Source organism: Modestobacter sp. VKM Ac-2978 (assembly GCF_026968025.1).
Classification (GTDB): Bacteria; Actinomycetota; Actinomycetes; order Mycobacteriales; family Geodermatophilaceae; genus Modestobacter.
In genome coordinates, this window is sequence record NZ_JAPVBP010000003.1 from 137,190 (window position 1) to 153,487 (window position 16,298).

16 protein-coding genes are annotated in these 16,298 nt (G+C 73.6%); 7 read left to right on the forward strand and 9 right to left on the reverse strand.

The features are described 5' to 3' along the window. The first annotated feature begins 28 nt into the window (after nucleotides 1–28). The 3 genes from O2W53_RS08230 (at nucleotide 29) to O2W53_RS08240 (ending at nucleotide 2,230) form a co-directional block, all read left to right on the forward strand. The gene (locus tag O2W53_RS08230; protein WP_269162570.1) at nucleotides 29–862 is read left to right on the forward strand and encodes an alpha/beta fold hydrolase; all 834 of its coding nucleotides are present in this window, start codon (nucleotides 29–31) and stop codon (nucleotides 860–862) included. Nucleotides 863–875: 13 nt separating this feature from the next. Further along, nucleotides 876–1,133 (forward strand): DUF167 domain-containing protein, encoded by a 258-nt coding sequence (locus O2W53_RS08235; RefSeq protein ID WP_269162571.1) that lies wholly within the window; start codon nucleotides 876–878, stop codon nucleotides 1,131–1,133. A gap of 68 nt (nucleotides 1,134–1,201) precedes the next feature. After that, nucleotides 1,202–2,230 (forward strand): zinc-dependent alcohol dehydrogenase family protein, encoded by a 1,029-nt coding sequence (locus tag O2W53_RS08240; protein WP_269162572.1) that lies wholly within the window; start codon nucleotides 1,202–1,204, stop codon nucleotides 2,228–2,230. A 4-nt stretch (nucleotides 2,231–2,234) separates the two neighbouring features. Here O2W53_RS08240 and O2W53_RS08245 read toward each other — a convergent pair whose 3' ends face one another. Beyond that, nucleotides 2,235–2,786 carry a hypothetical protein gene (locus O2W53_RS08245; RefSeq protein WP_269162573.1) on the reverse strand — a complete coding sequence of 184 codons (552 nt, stop codon included), beginning with the start codon at nucleotides 2,784–2,786 and terminating at the stop codon, nucleotides 2,235–2,237. Continuing rightward, a complete protein-coding gene (locus tag O2W53_RS08250; RefSeq protein WP_269162574.1) occupies nucleotides 2,783–3,712 on the reverse strand; it encodes a mechanosensitive ion channel family protein in 930 nt (309 codons plus the stop codon). The genes O2W53_RS08245 and O2W53_RS08250 overlap by 4 nt, the downstream gene beginning before the upstream one ends. A 211-nt stretch (nucleotides 3,713–3,923) precedes the next feature. Between O2W53_RS08250 and O2W53_RS08255 the strand changes: the two genes are divergently transcribed. Further along, nucleotides 3,924–5,792 carry a BCCT family transporter gene (locus O2W53_RS08255; RefSeq protein ID WP_269162575.1) on the forward strand — a complete coding sequence of 623 codons (1,869 nt, stop codon included), beginning with the start codon at nucleotides 3,924–3,926 and terminating at the stop codon, nucleotides 5,790–5,792. Between the two features lie 122 nt (nucleotides 5,793–5,914). Here the strand turns inward: O2W53_RS08255 and O2W53_RS08260 are convergent, their stop codons facing one another. Genes O2W53_RS08260 through O2W53_RS08270 form a run of 3 tightly spaced genes read right to left on the reverse strand, consistent with a single transcriptional unit; the run spans nucleotide 5,915 to nucleotide 8,906 of the window. After that, nucleotides 5,915–6,745, reverse strand: coding sequence for an ABC transporter ATP-binding protein (locus tag O2W53_RS08260; protein WP_269162576.1), 831 nt, complete (start codon nucleotides 6,743–6,745; stop codon nucleotides 5,915–5,917). Nucleotides 6,746–6,747: 2 nt separating this feature from the next. Then, on the reverse strand, nucleotides 6,748–7,842 hold the full coding sequence (locus O2W53_RS08265) for a FecCD family ABC transporter permease (protein WP_269162578.1): 1,095 nt from the start codon (nucleotides 7,840–7,842) through the stop codon (nucleotides 6,748–6,750). Continuing rightward, a complete protein-coding gene (locus O2W53_RS08270; RefSeq protein ID WP_269162579.1) occupies nucleotides 7,839–8,906 on the reverse strand; it encodes a FecCD family ABC transporter permease in 1,068 nt (355 codons plus the stop codon). The genes O2W53_RS08265 and O2W53_RS08270 overlap by 4 nt, the downstream gene beginning before the upstream one ends. A gap of 304 nt (nucleotides 8,907–9,210) precedes the next feature. Here O2W53_RS08270 and O2W53_RS08275 point away from each other — a divergent pair, with 304 nt between their 5' ends. Together O2W53_RS08275 and O2W53_RS08280 are read left to right on the forward strand one after the other, a co-directional pair. Then, on the forward strand, nucleotides 9,211–10,380 hold the full coding sequence (locus O2W53_RS08275; protein ID WP_269162580.1) for an acyl-CoA dehydrogenase family protein: 1,170 nt from the start codon (nucleotides 9,211–9,213) through the stop codon (nucleotides 10,378–10,380). 173 nt (nucleotides 10,381–10,553) lie between these two features. Further along, nucleotides 10,554–10,823 (forward strand): DUF2277 domain-containing protein, encoded by a 270-nt coding sequence (locus tag O2W53_RS08280; RefSeq protein ID WP_269162581.1) that lies wholly within the window; start codon nucleotides 10,554–10,556, stop codon nucleotides 10,821–10,823. A gap of 63 nt (nucleotides 10,824–10,886) precedes the next feature. Here O2W53_RS08280 and O2W53_RS08285 read toward each other — a convergent pair whose 3' ends face one another. Beyond that, nucleotides 10,887–12,962, reverse strand: coding sequence for a PTS mannitol transporter subunit IICBA (locus O2W53_RS08285; protein ID WP_269162582.1), 2,076 nt, complete (start codon nucleotides 12,960–12,962; stop codon nucleotides 10,887–10,889). Between the two features lie 312 nt (nucleotides 12,963–13,274). On the opposite strand from O2W53_RS08285, the gene O2W53_RS08290 reads away from it, so the two are divergent. Beyond that, complete coding sequence (locus O2W53_RS08290; RefSeq protein WP_269162583.1) at nucleotides 13,275–14,333, forward strand: zinc-dependent dehydrogenase; 1,059 nt, start codon at nucleotides 13,275–13,277, stop codon at nucleotides 14,331–14,333. Nucleotides 14,334–14,384: 51 nt separating this feature from the next. Here the strand turns inward: O2W53_RS08290 and ilvA are convergent, their stop codons facing one another. Genes ilvA through O2W53_RS08305 form a run of 3 tightly spaced genes read right to left on the reverse strand, consistent with a single transcriptional unit; the run spans nucleotide 14,385 to nucleotide 16,161 of the window. Beyond that, on the reverse strand, nucleotides 14,385–15,644 hold the full coding sequence (ilvA, locus tag O2W53_RS08295) for a threonine ammonia-lyase IlvA (protein ID WP_269162584.1): 1,260 nt from the start codon (nucleotides 15,642–15,644) through the stop codon (nucleotides 14,385–14,387). Between the two features lie 38 nt (nucleotides 15,645–15,682). Beyond that, complete coding sequence (locus tag O2W53_RS08300; RefSeq protein ID WP_269162585.1) at nucleotides 15,683–15,889, reverse strand: hypothetical protein; 207 nt, start codon at nucleotides 15,887–15,889, stop codon at nucleotides 15,683–15,685. Further along, nucleotides 15,889–16,161, reverse strand: coding sequence for a DUF4190 domain-containing protein (locus tag O2W53_RS08305; RefSeq protein ID WP_269162586.1), 273 nt, complete (start codon nucleotides 16,159–16,161; stop codon nucleotides 15,889–15,891). The genes O2W53_RS08300 and O2W53_RS08305 overlap by 1 nt, the downstream gene beginning before the upstream one ends. Between the last annotated feature and the right edge of the window lie 137 nt (nucleotides 16,162–16,298).

A 16,298-nucleotide genomic window follows, 5' to 3' on the forward strand; every position in this document is an offset into this window, starting at 1 on the left:
AGCTAGACACTCTAGTTGACTCACGGGGGTGACCTCGACCTTCGCCGAGAGCTACGCAGCCGCCGCTGGGCGCTGGCCCGCCGGCGCGACGCAGACCGACGTCCCGACGTCGTGGGGCCGGACCCACCTGCTCGCCGCCGGGCCCCTCGACGCGCCGGCGGTGCTGCTGCTGCACGGCGGCGGGGCGACCGCCACCGCCTGGGCGGACCTGGCCGGCGAGCTCGCCGGCCGGTGCCGGTTGCTGGCACCAGACCAGCCCGGCGACGTCGGGCTCAGCGCGACCAGCCGGCCGCCGCGCTCGTCCGCGGACCTCGTGTCCTGGCTGGCGGAGTTGCAGACCGCGGTCGGGTGCCCCCGCTGGCACGTGGTCGGGCACTCCGCGGGGGCGCACCTCGGTCTCCGCGCGGCGCTGGCCGCTCCGCACCGGGTGGCGACCCTGACGCTGCTGGACCCGACGGCCGTCGTCGCCGGCTTCCGCCCGGGCTACCTGGTGCGGGCCGTCCCGTCGCTGGTGCGGCCCACCCAGCGACGGGTGCGCCGGTTCCTGGACTGGGAGACGGCGGGGCGCGCGCTCCCGGAGGCCTGGGTCGACACCCACGTCCGGGGCGCGCTGCGCGACCACGGTCCCCTGGTGCGGACCCGGCGTCCCAGCGCGGCCGAGCTGTCGGCGCTGGCGGTGCCGACGCTGGTGGTGGTCGCCGGGAGGAGCCGGGCACACGACCCCGACCGGGTGGCCCGGCGTGCGGCCGCGTTGCCGGGCACCACGGTCGTCCGGCTGGCCGACGCCACGCACCACACCCTCCCGCTGCTGGATGCGCCGGACGTGGCCGCCGCGGTGGAGCCGCACCTGAGGCGCGGGTAGGAGACTGCGGGCCGTGCGGGTGGCGATCAGGGTGCGGCCGGGGGCGGGGCGGACACAGGTCGGCGGCGAGCACGGCGGTGCCCTCGTCGTCCGGGTGTCGGCGCGGGCGGTCGACGGCAAGGCCACCGAGGCGGCGCTGGCCGCGGTCGCTGCCGCGTTCGGCGTCCGCCGCTCCGCGGTCACGCTCGTCACCGGCGCCACGGCCCGCTCGAAGGTGGTCGACGTGGACGGCGGCACGGACGCTGCGCTCCAGGAGCTGCTGGCCCGCTGAAGCCCACGCCGACAGCCTCCCCGAGGGGCCAAAGTCGCGACTTCGGCCCCTCGGGGGAGGCTGTCGGGGTGCGCGCGTTGGTGTTCGAGGAGTTCGGTGGCCCGCTGGCGGTCCGGTCGGTGCCCGACCCCACCCCCGACCGGGACGGCGTCGTCGTCCGGGTGGGCGCCAGCGGCATCTGTCGCAGCGACTGGCACGGCTGGTCCGGCCACGACCCCGACGTCGTCCTGCCGCACGTGCCCGGTCACGAGCTCGCTGGCACCGTCGCCGCGGTCGGTGACCGGGTGCGGACCTGGTCGGTGGGCGACCGGGTCACCGTGCCGTTCGTCTGCGCGTGCGGGCACTGCGGGCCGTGCCGGGACGGGGCCGGGCAGGTCTGCCTGAACCAGACCCAGCCCGGGTTCACGCACTGGGGCTCACTGGCCGAGTTCGTCGCCCTCGACGCCGCCGACGTCAACCTGGTCGCCCTGCCCGACGGCATGCCGTTCGCCACCGCGGCCGGCCTGGGCTGCCGGTTCGCCACCGCCTTCCGGGCCGTCACCGGCGTCGGCCGGGTGCGGCCCGGGGAGTGGGTGGCGGTGCACGGCTGCGGCGGGGTCGGGTTGTCCGCGGTCCAGGTCGCGGTGGCGGCCGGGGCCCGGGTCGTGGCCGTCGACATCGCCCCGGGTGCCCTCGAGCTGGCCCGGGCCTGCGGTGCGGAGCACACCGTGGACGGCGCCGGCGACGTCCCCGGCGCGATCGCCGAGCTGACCGACGGCGGTGCGCACGTCTCGCTGGACGCCCTCGGCGCCGCCGTGACCTGCCTGAACTCCATCCGCAGCCTCCGCCCGCGGGGGCGGCACGTGCAGGTCGGGCTGCTGCCGCCGGTGCTCGGCCGCCCGGAGATCCCGATGGAGCGGGTGATCGCCGGCGAGCTCGCCCTGCTGGGCAGCCACGGGATGGCGGCGGCCGACTACCCGGCGATGCTCTCGCTGATCACCGCCGGCCGGCTGCACCCGGAGCTGCTGGTCACCCGCGAGCTCGGCCTGGACGACGCCGGTGCCGCGCTGGCCGCGGTGGGCCGCGAGCCGGGGATCGCCGTCGTCACCTCGTTCTGAGGGATCAGTCGGTCGGGTCCGCCGTCGTCTCGACCGTCGTGGTGCCGGTCGGGTCGGAGTCCGTCGTCTCCTCATCCTGCTCCGTCGTCTCGCTGGTGGGCGACGGGGTCCGGGTCGGCGTCGGGGTCGCGGACGGCGCGCGGGGGGTGGTCGTGCGGGGCGGCGTGCCCGCGGGCTCCTCGTCCTCCCCGTTGTCCGGCGGCACCGGGCTCGTCGGCACGACCGGGACGGGCGTCTCCGGCTCCGGGGGCGTCGGCGTGTCCGTGGGCACGTCGCTGGGCAGCGCGGAGTTGGGCACGTCGACCGTCTCCCCGTTCGGGAGCGTGACGGGCGTGGTCCCGCTGTCCCGGCTCGGCAGGAAGAGGTTGAGCACGAACAGCACCACGAACAGGCCGCCGAGCACCACGGTCGAGGTGCGGGCCCGCCCGATGTGCGAGGGCACCCGCTCGTGCCAGGTCGGCGAGCGCCGGGTGGCCGGGGCGGCGACCGCGGACGGTTGTTCGGTGGCGGCCTGCGGCAGGACCTTGGTGGGCTGATCGTCCGACGACGTGCTCATGCGGCCCCTCCCGTCCGTGCCCGGTCCTCGGCCAACGCCTCGTCCTGGATGCTCACGCCGTCCTGCACGTTGGTGGCGCGGAGCGACACGCCCTCCCGGGACAGCGCCAGCGCCACCCGGGCCCGGAGGTCGCGGCCCACGTCGAACTGCTTGCCCGGCAGCGTGCGGGCGACGACCCGCAGGTTCACCTCGTCCAGCGAGAGGCTCTCCACGCCCATCACGCTGGGCTCGTCGAGCAGCAGCTTGTGCAGCCGCGGGTCGGCGAAGGCGCGTTGCCCGACCTCCCGCAGCACCTCCTGCACCCGGGTGACGTCGGCGGTCGCGGGCACCGGCACGTCGACGACGGCCCGGGCCCAGTCGCGCGAGAGGTTGGTGACCTTGACGATCTGGCCGTTGGGCACGATCACCACCTCTCCGTCGACCGAGCGCACCCGGGTGATCCGCAGGGTGACGTCCTCGACCGTCCCGGACGCGGGCTCCATGCCACCGACCACCTGGATGGAGACGACGTCGCCGAAGCCGTACTGCCGCTCGGTGATCAGGAAGAAGCCGGCCAGCACGTCACCGACGACCCGCTGGGCGCCGAAGCCCAGCCCGACGCCGAGCACGGTGGCCGGGGCGACCAGGCCGGTGACCGGGAGCCCCAGCCGGTCGAGCGCGAAGATGACCGCGATCGACCAGATCAGCACGATCGCCGCCCAGGTCAGCACCTGGGTCAGCGAGTGCCGGTGCTTGGCTGCCTCGGAGCGCACCAGGGCGTCGGAGTCGGTCGCGGCGGCGTCGATCCGGTCGGTGATCCGGTTCCCGGCCCAGCTGACCAGCCGGGCCACCAGCAGCGCGCCCAGCACGATCAGGAGTGCGTCGAGGGCGGGTCCGCGGAGCCAGTAGAAGAAGTCGGTGACCGGGCCGGCGGCGAGCACGTTCATCACCGCCCAGTGTGGCCCGTGGACCTGTGCGTGGGGTGCGCGGGTGGTGTGGGTGGGTTCGGTGGGGCCGCTGGTGCGCGCGCCACGGATTTGCATCCGGGCCCGGAGGCAAGGACGGTGGTCCGTACAACGAGTTGTCCTGAGTGTGGGGCAGCTCGCTCGACCTGCGCGCCGACCCGAAGGGAGGGGCGCCGATCAGGCGCCACGCCACGTGACGAACCCACCGAACAACCCACCTGGGCAGCCGTCGTCCGGCTCGACCCGCAGCGGCGAGGCCCCGGGCGCCGACCAGGCCCCGGCTGCCGATCAGGCCCCGGCCGTCGACGACGCCGGCGCGACCGGCCAGACGATCGACGACGTGCTCGACCCCGACGTCCCCAGCCAGACGCACCCGGCGATCGCTCAGCCCCCGGTGCAGGACGAGGAGCGCAAGCCGCGGCTGGACCGGACGGTCTTCGGGGTCGCAGCCCTCCTCTCGCTGGCCTTCCTCGCCTGGGGGTTCCTCACCCCCAGCGGCCTGGGCTCGGCCAGCAGCAGCGCGCTCGGCTGGATCGAGCTGAACCTCGGCTGGTTCTTCGTGCTGCTCGGCACCGCCGTGGTGCTCTTCGTGCTCTGGATCGCCGCCAGCGCCTACGGCCGCATCCCGCTCGGCGGGGACGGTGAACGGCCGGAGTTCCGGACGATCAGCTGGATCGCGATGATGTTCAGCGCCGGCATGGGCATCGGGCTGATGTTCTTCGGCGTCTCCGAGCCCCTGTCGCACTACGTCTCCCCGCCGCCGGGCACCGTCGACGGCGAGACCCAGGAGGCCGTCACCACGGCGATGGCCACGACGCTCTTCCACTGGACGCTGCACCCCTGGGCGCTGTACGCCCTGGTCGGGCTGGCCGTCGCGTACGGCACCTACCGCCGGGGCCGGGGGCAGCTGCTCTCCTCGGCCTTCACCTCGCTGTTCGGGCGCGGCGTCGCCGAAGGGCCGGCCGGCAAGGTGATCGACGTCCTCGCCATCTTCGCCACGCTCTTCGGCACGGCCGCCTCGCTGGGGCTCGGGGCCCTGCAGATCGGCAGCGGGCTGGAGATCCTCGGCTGGCTGGGTCCGGTGGGCAACGCGGCGACGGTGGGCATCATCGCGGTGCTGACCGCGGCCTTCGTGGCCTCCGCCTTCTCCGGCGTCGCCCGCGGCATCCAGTGGCTGTCCAACATCAACGTCGGCCTGGCGTTCACCCTGGCGCTGTTCGTCTTCGTGGTGGGCCCCACGGTCCTGATGCTGAACCTCATCCCGACCGCGCTGGGCTCCTACGCCGCCGAGCTCCCCGAGATGGCTGCGCGCACCAACGCCTCCGGCGGCGACGAGATGGCCGAGTGGCTCTCGGGCTGGACGGTCTTCTACTGGGCCTGGTGGATCTCCTGGACGCCGTTCGTCGGCGTCTTCCTCGCCCGGATCAGCCGCGGCCGCACCATCCGGGAGTTCATCGCCGGCGTGCTGCTCGTGCCCAGCGTCGTCACCCTGTTCTGGTTCGCGATCTTCGGCGGTGCCGGGATCGGGGCCCAGCAGTCGGGCCAGGACCTCGCCGGCCAGTCGACGGCCGAGGGCCAGTTGTTCGGCCTGCTCCAGGAGCTGCCGTTCACCACCGTCACCAGCGTCATCGTGATGCTGCTGGTCGGCATCTTCTTCGTCACCGGCGCGGACTCGGCCTCGATCGTGATGGCGTCGCTGTCCGAGCGCGGCACCCGTGAGCCGACGTCGAAGATGGTCGTCTTCTGGGGGCTGCTGACCGGTGGCGTCGCCGCCGTGATGCTGCTCGTCGGCGGTGACGAGGCGCTGCAGGGGCTGCGGAACCTGACGATCATCGCCGCGCTCCCCTTCGCGCTGGTGATGATCGGGCTGGCGGTCGCGCTGACCAAGGACCTCCGCTCGGACCCCATGGTGTTGCGCAGCACCTACGCCAGCGAGGCCGTCGAGGCCGCGGTCGTCGACGGGATCACCCGGCACGGCGACGACTTCGAACTGGTCGTCCGCCACAGCCCCAACGGCCACAGCGAGGCGGTCCAGCCCGAGCCCCGGGCCCCGCGGCCCTGACCCCTCCCCTCTCCCGCCCCTCTTCGGGGTGATCATGGAGCTGACGTGGCGACCCGCCGGTGCGCAACGGCGGGTCGCCACCGCAGCTCCATGATCGTCTGCGGAGGGGGTGGGCAGGCGGGCTAGCGGAGGCGGCGGACCGGGACCACCATCGGGGTGCCGGTCACCGGGTCGGGCACCACCCGGGCCTCCAGCTCGAAGACGTCGGCCAGCAGCTGCTCGGTGAGCACCTCCTCCGGGGTCCCGGAGGCGACCAGGACGCCGTCCTTCATCGCGACCAGCCGCTTCGCGTACCGGGCGGCCAGGTTGAGGTCGTGCAGCACGACCACCACGGTCCGGCCCTTCTCCGCGTGCAGCCGGCCCACCAGCTCCAGCACGTCGACCTGGTGGGCGAGGTCGAGGTAGGTCGTCGGCTCGTCGAGCAGCAGCAGGTCGGTGCCCTGGGCCAGCGCCATGGAGATCCAGGCCCGCTGGCGCTGCCCCCCGGACAGCGCGTCGACCGGGGAGTCGGCGAGGTCGGCCATGTCGGTCCAGGTCAGCGCCTCGGTGACCACGGCCTCGTCGTCGGAGGACCACTGCCGCAGCCAGCTCTGGTGCGGGTGCCGCCCCCGGGCGACCAGGTCGGCGACGGTGAGCCCCTCGGGTGCCAGCGGCGTCTGCGGCAGCAGGCCCAGCACCTTGGCGACGTCGCGGGTCGAGGTGGCGCCGATCGCCCGGCCGTCGAGCAGGACGGTTCCGGAGGTCGGGCGCAGCAACCTCCCCAGCGCCTTCAGCACGGTGGACTTGCCGCACCCGTTGGGGCCGACGATCGCGGTGAACGACCCGTCGGTGAGCTCCAGGTCCAGACCGTCGACGACGACCTTGTCGCCGTAGGCGAGCCGGACGCCGTCGGCGGCCAGCCGCACCGACGGGGGCTGCTCGGCACCGGCGGAGGAGGTGCGGTGCTCGGTCACGGTCACAGGGTGGATCGCCGCCTTCCGCGGACGAGGAGCCAGAGCAGGTACGGGGCGCCGACGATCGCGGTGATCACGCCGACCGGGAACGACTCGGGCAGTGCGGTCCGGGCGACCAGGTCGCTGCTGACCAGCAACAGTGCGCCCAGCAGGGCGGAGGTGACCAGCGGCGGGCGTGACCCGCCGGTCAGCCGGACGGCGATCTGGGGGACGACGAGGGCGACGAACTGGATCGGCCCGGCCGCCGAGACGGCGAACGCGGCCAGGCAGACCGCGACCACGACGACGACGCCCTGGGCCAGCGGGACGCGCACCCCGAGCGCCCGCGCCGTCTCGTCCCCGTACTGCAGGACGCCGAGCACCCGGCTCAGCGCGAGGGCTGCCGGGACCAGCACCAGGAGCGACAGGGCCAGGGGCAGCGCCTGCTCCCAGCCGCGCCCGTTCAGCGACCCGGTGATCCACACGTTGGCGGCGGCCGCGTCCCAGAGGGCGCTGCGGGTGAGCAGGTAGTTGACGATCGCCTGGGCCATCGCGGACAACCCGATGCCGATGAGCACCAGCCGGTAGCCGTCGACCCCCGACCGCCAGGCGAGCCCGAAGACCAGGAAGGCCACGACCATGCCGCCGAGCAGGGCCGCGGCCGGGATGCCGATCCCGCCGAGCAGCCCGGCCGCGGTGGTGCCGGTGCCGCCCAGCACGATCACGCTCACCGCGCCGATCGCCGCCCCACCGGTGACGCCCAGGATGTCCGGGCTGGCGAGCGGGTTGCGGGCGAAGGTCTGGATGAGCGCGCCGGACAGGCCGAGCGCCACCCCGACGAGCACGGCCACCGCGATCCGCGGTGCGCGCAGCTCGAACACGATCAACCGCTGGGTCTCGTCGCCCAGCCCGACCAGCGTGCCGAGCACGTCGAGCACGCCGATCGGGTAGTCACCGCGGCCGAGGCTGGTCGCGGCGGCCAGCACCAGCACCAGCACGACCGCGATCGGCACCAGCACGTCGCGCAGCCGGTAGGTGGCGGAGACCGGGCCGACCCGCAGCGGCCGGCGGGGCCGGGACCGGGGGGTGGTGGCCCGGGTGGGCGCCGTGGTGCTCACAGCTGCACCAGCCGGCGGCGGCGGATCAGCGCGATGAAGAACGGCGCACCGACGACGGCGAGCACGATGCCGACCTGCAGCTCACCCGGCCGGGCCAGCACCCGGCCCAGGACGTCGGCGAGCAGCAGGAAGACCACGCCGAGCAGCGCCGAGTACGGGATCAGCCAGCGGTGGTCGGGGCCGGTGATCGCCCGGGCGACGTGCGGCACGACCAGCCCGACGAAGGCGATCGGGCCGCACGCGGCGGTGGCGGCCCCGGTGAGCAGGGTGATGGCGGCGAGCCCGACCACGCGGGCCAGCCAGACCCGCTGGCCCAGCCCCCGGGCGACGTCCTCCCCCAGGCTCAGCAGGTTCAGCGCCGGGGCGTTGACCAGGGCGAGCGCCAGGCCGACCACGATGAAGGGGGCGACCTGGGTGACGACCTCGACGTCCCGCCCGGCCAGTGCGCCGACGACCCAGAACCGGTAGGCGTCGAGCGCCGTCGTCTCGCGGATGGTGACCGCCTGCACCAGGGCGTAGAGCAGGTAGGTGATCGCCGCCCCCGCGAGGGCCAGGCTCACCGGGCTGGGCGCCCCCCGGCCGGCCGAGCCGATCAGGAAGACCGCCACGCTGCCCAGCAGCGCGCCGGCGAAGGCGAACCAGACGTACCCGCCGGCCGTGGTGATGCCGAGCAGCCAGATCGAGAGGACGACGGCGAACGAGGCGCCCGCGGTGACGCCGAGCAGGCCGGGGTCGCCCAGCGGGTTGCGGGTGTGGCCCTGCATCAGCGCCCCGGAGACGGCCAGGGCAGAACCGGCGAGCACACCGAGCAGGGTCCGCGGCACCCGTAGCTCGCGGATGATCACCGTCTCGTCGCCGGGGGTGCTCGGGTCGATCAGCGCCTGCCACACGGTGCCCAGGCCGATCGGCCTGGTGCCGACGGCGATGCTCAGCGCGCAGACCGCCACGACGACGGCCAGCAGCAACCACAGCCCCAGCACCCGCGGGGCCATGCCCCGCAGCAGACCCCGGCGCGGCGGAGGGCTCACCTCCCCGGCAGGCCAGGTCGCCGTGCGTTGCACCACGAGCGACTCCTGGGGACGGCGGGCAGGCCGGGTCGCCGGCCGAGCAGGTGAGGCTGACCTTACCCAGCGTTGGCCCACCTCGGCACCGTCGTCCTCCGCGGCCCCGTCCCGAGGCTCGCCCCGAGCGTGCGAGGGGTGCGGAGGACGGGGTCCGTCAGCAGCGCGGGGCGACGACGAGGTCGGCGAGCTCCCGGTGGGCGGCGGCGGAGGAGGTGTTGCGCTGGGGAGTCCAGTACTGCGTACCGTCCGGGAGTACTGCAACCCGGTCGGGACGGCGTCGTCCCGACCCGCCTGGAGGTGCACCGTGCCCGTCCGTCGCCTGGTCCCCACGCAGGAGGCCGCCGACCTGCTCGACCTCACCCGGCAGCTGGCCCGCGACGAGCTCGCGCCCCGGGCGGCCGCGGCGGAGGCGGCCGAGGAGTTCCCCCGCGACGTCTTCCGCACCCTCGGCCGGGCCGGGCTGCTGGGCCTGCCCTACGCCGAGGAGCTGGGCGGCGGCGGGCAGCCCTACGAGGTGTACCTGCAGGTGCTCGAGGAGATCGCGGCCGCCTGGGCCAGCGTCGGCGTGGGGGTGAGCGTGCACGGGCTGTCCTGCTTCGGGCTCGCCACCCGGGGCACGCCCGAGCAGCAGCAGTGGCTGCCGGAGATGCTCGGCGGCGAGCAGTTGGGCGCCTACTGCCTCTCCGAGCCGCACGCCGGCTCCGACCCGGCGGCGATGCGCACCCGCGCCGTGCGGGACGGCGACTCCTACGTGCTCACCGGCGAGAAGGCCTGGACCACCCACGGCGGGCACGCGGACTTCTACAAGGTCATGGCCCGCACCTCCGACGACGGCGCGCGCGGCATCTCCTGCTTCCTCGTGCCGGCCGACAGCGACGGGCTGTCCGCCGACACCGCCGAGCGCAAGATGGGGCTGACCGGCTCGACCACGGCGACCATGCGGTTCGACGGCGTCCGGGTCGACGCCGACCGCCGGCTGGGCGAGGAGGGCGAGGGGCTGTCGATCGCCCTCGCCGGGCTGGACGCCGGCCGGCTCGGGATCGCCGCCGTCGCCACCGGCCTGGCCCAGGGCGCGCTGGACGACGCGGTCGCCTACGCCCAGGAACGGGAGACCTTCGGCAAGCCGATCATCGAGCACCAGGGGCTGGGCTTCCTGCTCGCCGACATGGCCGCCGCCGTCGAGACCGCGCGGGCGACGTACCTGTTCGCGGCCCGGCTGCGCGACGCCGGCCAGCCCTACGGCCAGCAGGCCTCGATCGCCAAGCTGGTGGCCACCGACAACGCGATGAAGGTGACCACCGACGCCGTCCAGGTGCTGGGCGGGTACGGCTACACCCGCGACTTCCCGGTCGAGCGGTACATGCGCGAGGCCAAGGTCATGCAGATCTTCGAGGGCACCAACCAGATCCAGCGCCTGGTGATCAGCCGCGCCCTGGCCCGCGGCGGCGCCCCGGTGACCACCGTCGTCCCCTAGGGCCCCGCCTCGTCGAGTGACAGCCCAGCGGGCATCCGCCCGCCGGTACGCCCGCTCAGCTGTCACTCGGCGTCGAGCGGGGCGGGGAGGGGGGCCAAAGTCGCGAGTTTGGCCCCTGGGGACCACCACAATGGCCATCCTGGTGGTCGGGGGGCGGGCCTAGGCTGCCGGGCATGTGTCGGAACATCCACGTCCTGCACAACCTGGAGCCCGCCACCACCTCCGACGAGGTCCGGGCGGCGGCGCTGCAGTACGTGCGCAAGGTGAGCGGGTCGACCAAGCCGTCGCAGGCCAACCAGGCGGCGTTCGACCGGGCGGTCGAGGAGATCGCGCACGCGACCGAGCACCTGCTCGCCGACCTGGTCACCACCGCCCCGCCCAAGGACCGCGAGGTGCTGGCCGCCCAGGCCCGCGCCCGCGCCGCCGTCCGCTACACCCGCTGAGCACGCACGACGGCCCCGGTCGACCCGTGTGGGTCGGCCGGGGCCGTCGTGGGGGCTGGTCGCCTACGCGGGCTGCAGCGAACCGAGCACGGCCAGGACGTCGGCGGGCGTCCGGGCCTCCTCGAGGCGAGCGACCTGAGCCGGGTCGACGAAGACCTCCGCGATCCGGCCGAGCAGCTTGAGGTGGTCGTCCCCGGCGCCGGCGACGCCGATCACGAACGAGACCTCCTTGCCGTTCCAGTCGACGCCCCGGGCGTGCCGCACGAAGGAGATCGCCGTGCGCCGGATGGCGGGCTTGGCCTCGTTGGTGCCGTGCGGGAGCGCCAGCCGGTTGCCCATGTAGGTCGACACGGACTTCTCCCGCTCGTGCATGGCCTGCACGTACGAGGCGTCGACGGCGCCGGCCGCGACCAGCAGCTCGCCGGCCTCCTGGATCGCCTCGTCGCGGGTGGTGGCGGAGCCGTCCAGGACGATGCTCTCCACGGCGAGGACGTCGGTGTCCTCGTCCGTTCCGTCGTCGCTCAGTCGTGCGACGCCGCCGGCCGCGGCGGGGGCGGTCGCCTGGCGCCCGGGGACGGCGGCGCCGTCGGGAGCGGCAGCGGCGGTGGCCTCCTCGGCGGTCGGCGCGCTGTTGGTCCGCTGCAGCATCTCGACGATCTCGTCGTAGCGCGGGCTGGACATGAAGTCCGACACCGACACGTGCACCGCCGAGCCGGTCCGCTGCTCCGCCCGCTCCGTCAGGTCCTCGTGGGTGACCACCAGGTCGTAGTCGTCGGTGAGGTTGGAGATGGCCTTGTTGACCACGGTGACGTCGTCGAACCCGGCGCCGTGCACCTTCTTGCGGAGCACCGAGGCGCCCATGGCGGAGGAGCCCATGCCCGCGTCGCAGGCGAACACGATGGAGCGGATCGGGCCGTCGGTGCGGGCGGCGCCAGCGCCGGTCAGCGCGGAGGAGACCGACGACTTCTTGCCCTTGTTGGCCTCCATCGCGGCGGTCGCCGCGGTCAGGTCACCGTCGTCGTCCTTGTCCAGCTTCAGCAGGAAGGCGGCGACCAGGAACGTGACGCCGGCGGAGACCAGCACCGAGGCGGTGACGCCCAGCAGGCTGCTCGGCGGGGACGCCGCCCAGACGGCGATGATCGAGCCAGGGGACGCCGGCGAGCGCAGGCCCGAGCCGAAGAGGACGTTCGTGGCCACGCCGGCCATGCCGCCGAGGATGACCGCGGCGATCAGCTTCGGCTTGGCCAGCACGTAGGGGAAGTAGATCTCGTGGATGCCGCCGACGAACTGGATCAGGATCGCGCCGGGCGCCGAGGCCTTGGCCACGCCGCGGCCGAACAGGGCGAAGGCGAGCAGGAGACCCAGGCCCGGGCCGGGGTTGGCCTCGAGCAGGAACAGGATCGACTGGCCGGCCTGGGCCGCCTCGGTGGTGCCCAGCGGGGTCAGGATGCCCTGGTTGATGGCGTTGTTCAGGAACAGGATCTTGGCCGGCTCGATGAAGATCGAGGTCAGCGGCAGCAGGTTGTTCTCGACCAGGACGTCCACGAGGTTGGACGCCAGGTCGCTGAAGGCCTGCACGAACGGGCCGGCGATCACGAAGCCGACGACGGCCAGGAACCCGCCCCAGATGCCGGCGGAGAAGTTGTTGATCAGCATCTCGAAGCCCGGGCGGATCTTGTGCGCCCACAGCGCGTCGAGCTTCTTCATCGACCAGCCGCCGAGCGGGCCCATGACCATGGCGCCCAGGAACATCGGCACGGTGGAGCCGGTGATGGCGCCCATGGTGGCGATGGCGCCGACGACGCCGCCGCGCAGGTTGTCGTCGTACATCATCCGGCCGCCGGTGTAGCCGATGAGCAGCGGCAGGAGGTACGTGATCATCGGGCCGACGATCCCGGTGCCCTCGGCGCCGTCACCCCAGGCGCCGAGGTCCTCGACGAAGCCGTAGCCGCCCTCGTAGCCGAGGGCGTCGCCGATCAGGGTGATCCAGCCGGTCTCGATGAAGAGGGCGGTGATCAGGCCCCAGGCGATGAAGGCGCCGATGTTGGGCAGCACCATGTTCGACAGGAAGGTGCCGAACCGCTGGACGTGCATCCGCGCCCCGCCCGAACGGGCGGCCGGGTGGGTCGTCGTGGCCATGGAGTGGACCTTTCCTCGAGCTGCGGCGTCGGCGAGCGGCACGCAGCCGGCCGGGGGTTGACACGTGCTCCGAACTCTGTGAGCGGAGTCACGAGAATCTGTGAATGTCTGTATATAGACCCCGGAGACCGGGGTCAAGTGGCATGAAACCCACACGTTCGCACGGAGAACCATGCAACCGGGCGTGGAGAGGGGTCTTAGAGTGACCAGAGACACCAGCAGTGGGCCACACCTGGGACGGCGTCGGCAGGCCCTCGGTCCACACGACACCCGTCGACACACCACCCGTTGACACAGCACTCGGAGGACGACATGAAGGCCCTGCGGTTCTACGCCCCTGAAGACGTGCGCCTCGAGGACGTCCCGGAGCCCGAGTGCGGCCCGGGCGAGATCAAGCTCAAGGTGAAGAACTGCTCCACCTGCGGCACCGACGTCAAGATCTTCCACAACGGCCACCAGAACCTCTCCCCGCCGCGCACCATCGGGCACGAGATCGCCGGTGAGGTGGTCGAGGTCGGCGCCGACGTCAATGCGACCTACGGCAGCCACTGGGCCCCGGGCGACCGGGCGCAGGTGATCGCGGCGGTGCCCTGCGGGGAGTGCCACGAGTGCCGGAAGGGCTGGATGGCGGTGTGCCAGAACCAGACCTCGGTCGGCTACCAGTACGACGGCGGGTTCGCCGAGTACATGATCGTCCCCCAGCAGGTGCTGAAGGTGGACGGCCTCAACCGGATCCCGGACAACGTCGGCTACGACGAGGCCTCGGCCGCCGAGCCGTTCGCCTGCGCCATCAACGCCCAGGAGCTCCTCGACATCGAGGAGGGGGACACCCTCGTCGTCTTCGGCGCGGGCCCGATCGGGTGCATGCACATCCGCATCGCCCGCGGCGTCCACAAGGTCGGCACGGTCATCCTGGTCGACGTCAACGCCGAGCGGCTGAAGATGTCGGCCGACGCCGTCCAGCCCGACGAGGTGATCAACGGCGCCGAGGTCGACGTGGTCGCCCGGGTCCTGGAGCTCACCGGCGGCCGGGGCGCCGACGTGATCATCACCGCGACGGCGGCGAACGTCACCCAGGAGCAGGCCATCGCGATGGCCGCCCGCAACGGCCGGATCTCCTTCTTCGGCGGCCTGCCGAAGACGAACCCGACGATCACCTGCGACTCCAACGTGGTGCACTACCGCCAGCTGCACATCCACGGCGCCAACGGGTCCGCGCCGGAGCACAACAAGCGGGCGCTGGAGTACATCTCCACCGGTCAGGTGCCGGTCAAGGACCTGATCACCGCGCGCCTGCCGCTGGACCGCGTCCTCGACGCCTTCTCCATCGTGAAGAACGGCGAGGCGATCAAGGTCACCGTCGAGCCCTGACCTGGTGACCTGCTGGAAGGGCCCCCGTTCCCAGAGAACGGGGGCCCTTCGTCAGACCAGGAAGCGGTAGGCGGTCGTGCCGGGCGCCAGGTGCTGGATCTTGAGCGGACCGGCCTCGATCCGGGCCAGCAGCGGGGCCAGGCCAGCGACGCTGCCCAGTTCGATGCCGGTCAGCGCCGCCCCGGTCTCCCGGTTGTCCCGCTTGACGTACTCGAACAGCACGATGTCGTCGTCCGGGCCGAGCACCTCGTCGAGGAACCGGCGCAGCGCCCCGGGCTCCTGCGGGAACTCGACCAGGAAGTAGTGCTTGAGGCCACGGTGCACCAGTGACCGCTCGACCACCTCGGCGTACCGGCTGACGTCGTTGTTGCCGCCCGAGAGCAGGGTGACGACGGTCTGGCCGGGCTCGACGACGACCTGACCGCCGGTCAGCGCCGCGCTGGCGAGCGCGCCGGCGGGCTCGGCGATCACCCCGTCGACCTGGTAAAGGTCGAGCATCTCGGTGCAGACCTGCCCCTCGGGCACCGTCACCAGCTCCGCACCCGAGTCGCGCACCAGCGGGAAGGTCACGTCACCGGCCCGGCGCACCGACGCGCCGTCGACGAAGGTGTCGATCTCGGCCAGCTCCACCGGCCGGCCGGCGGCCAGCGCTGCGGCCATGTTCGCCGCCCCGGCCGGTTCGACCCCCACCAGCCGGACGCCGGGCGCGTGCTCGCGCAGCCAGGTGCCGCAGCCGGCCAGCAGCCCGCCGCCACCGACCGGCAGGACGACGACGTCCGGCGGGCTGTCCAGCTGTTCGAGCAGCTCGCACGCGACGGTGGCCTGGCCCGCGACGGTCGACAGCGCGTCGAAGGCGGGCACCAGGGCGGCCCCGGTCATCGTGGCGTGCTCGGTCGCGGCGGCCGCTGCGTCGTCGTAGGTGTCGCCGTGGACGACGAGCTCGACCATGTCCCCGCCGAGCGCGGCGATCCGCTGCCGCTTCTGCCGCGGCGTCGTCCCGGGCACGAAGACCCGGCCCCGGACACCGAGCACCCGGCAGGCGTAGGCGACGCCCTGGCCGTGGTTGCCGGCGCTGGCGGTGACCGCACCGGCGGCCCGCCCGGCGGCGTCCAGCTGGCTGATGGTGTTGTAGGCGCCGCGCACCTTGTACGAGCGGCCGACCTGCAAGTCCTCGCGCTTGACCCACACGGCGGCGCCGGTGAGCTCGGAGAGCCGGGCGTTGCGCTGCAGCGGCGTCCGCTCGGCGACGCCGGCCAGCCGGGTGGCGGCGGCGGTGACCTCGGCGGAGAAGGCGGTGCGGAGGGAGGTCACCGGCCCATCCTCCCCGACGCCCCGCGGGCGCCGAGAGGTCAGTACCGGTCGCCGAGCCCGGCGCGTCGGCGCGTGTCGACGACCACAACTGCGCACTCGTCGGGAGCCCGTCGGCCGAGCGGGCGACGGCGCGGCGGGCGGCGGCGGGGGTGGTGCCGCTGCTGCCGGGCCTCCTCGGCGAGCTGGCGGGCGGCCAGGACGCTGGCGCTCTCGGTACCGCTCCAGGCCGCGTCGTACCCGGCCATCAGGAGCCGGCACCGAAGGCGGCCCAGAGGACCAGCCCGACGACCGCGACCACCTGCAGCAGCGAGATGGTCATCCCGGCGAGGGCGAGACCGCGGCCGCGGGTGCCGTCCCGGCGGGTGTTGCGCAGGCCCAGGGCGCTGAAGACGATGCCGAGCGGGAAGAACACGAAGGCGAAGACCAGACCGAGGACGGCCATGGCGTCGGTGCCCACGGCGCGGACGGGCCAGTTCTCCGGGTCGAGGTGGACGGTGGACGTCTGCGTGTCGTGCATGGCACGAGCCTGTCCGGCGCCGGGGGGTGTGGGCATCGCCCGTAGGTACACGGCTCCCTACTACGAAAGTCGCAGGTCATCGGCCCGCTCCTCAGCCCGTCGGTGGACGTCGCGGAGCCGGATGATCTCTAGGCTCA

Excerpts from the sequence above, each read along its gene's own strand:
- O2W53_RS08245 (WP_269162573.1), bottom strand. The coding sequence starts at position 2,786 with ATGAGCACGTCGTCGGACGATCAGCCCACCAAGGTCCTGCCGCAGGCC.
- O2W53_RS08250 (WP_269162574.1), bottom strand. The coding sequence starts at position 3,712 with ATGAACGTGCTCGCCGCCGGCCCGGTCACCGACTTCTTCTACTGGCTC.
- O2W53_RS08280 (WP_269162581.1), top strand. The coding sequence starts at position 10,554 with ATGTGTCGGAACATCCACGTCCTGCACAACCTGGAGCCCGCCACCACC.
- O2W53_RS08285 (WP_269162582.1), bottom strand. The coding sequence starts at position 12,962 with ATGGCCACGACGACCCACCCGGCCGCCCGTTCGGGCGGGGCGCGGATG.
- O2W53_RS08290 (WP_269162583.1), top strand. The coding sequence starts at position 13,275 with ATGAAGGCCCTGCGGTTCTACGCCCCTGAAGACGTGCGCCTCGAGGAC.
- O2W53_RS08300 (WP_269162585.1), bottom strand. The coding sequence starts at position 15,889 with ATGGCCGGGTACGACGCGGCCTGGAGCGGTACCGAGAGCGCCAGCGTC.
- O2W53_RS08305 (WP_269162586.1), bottom strand. The coding sequence starts at position 16,161 with ATGCACGACACGCAGACGTCCACCGTCCACCTCGACCCGGAGAACTGG.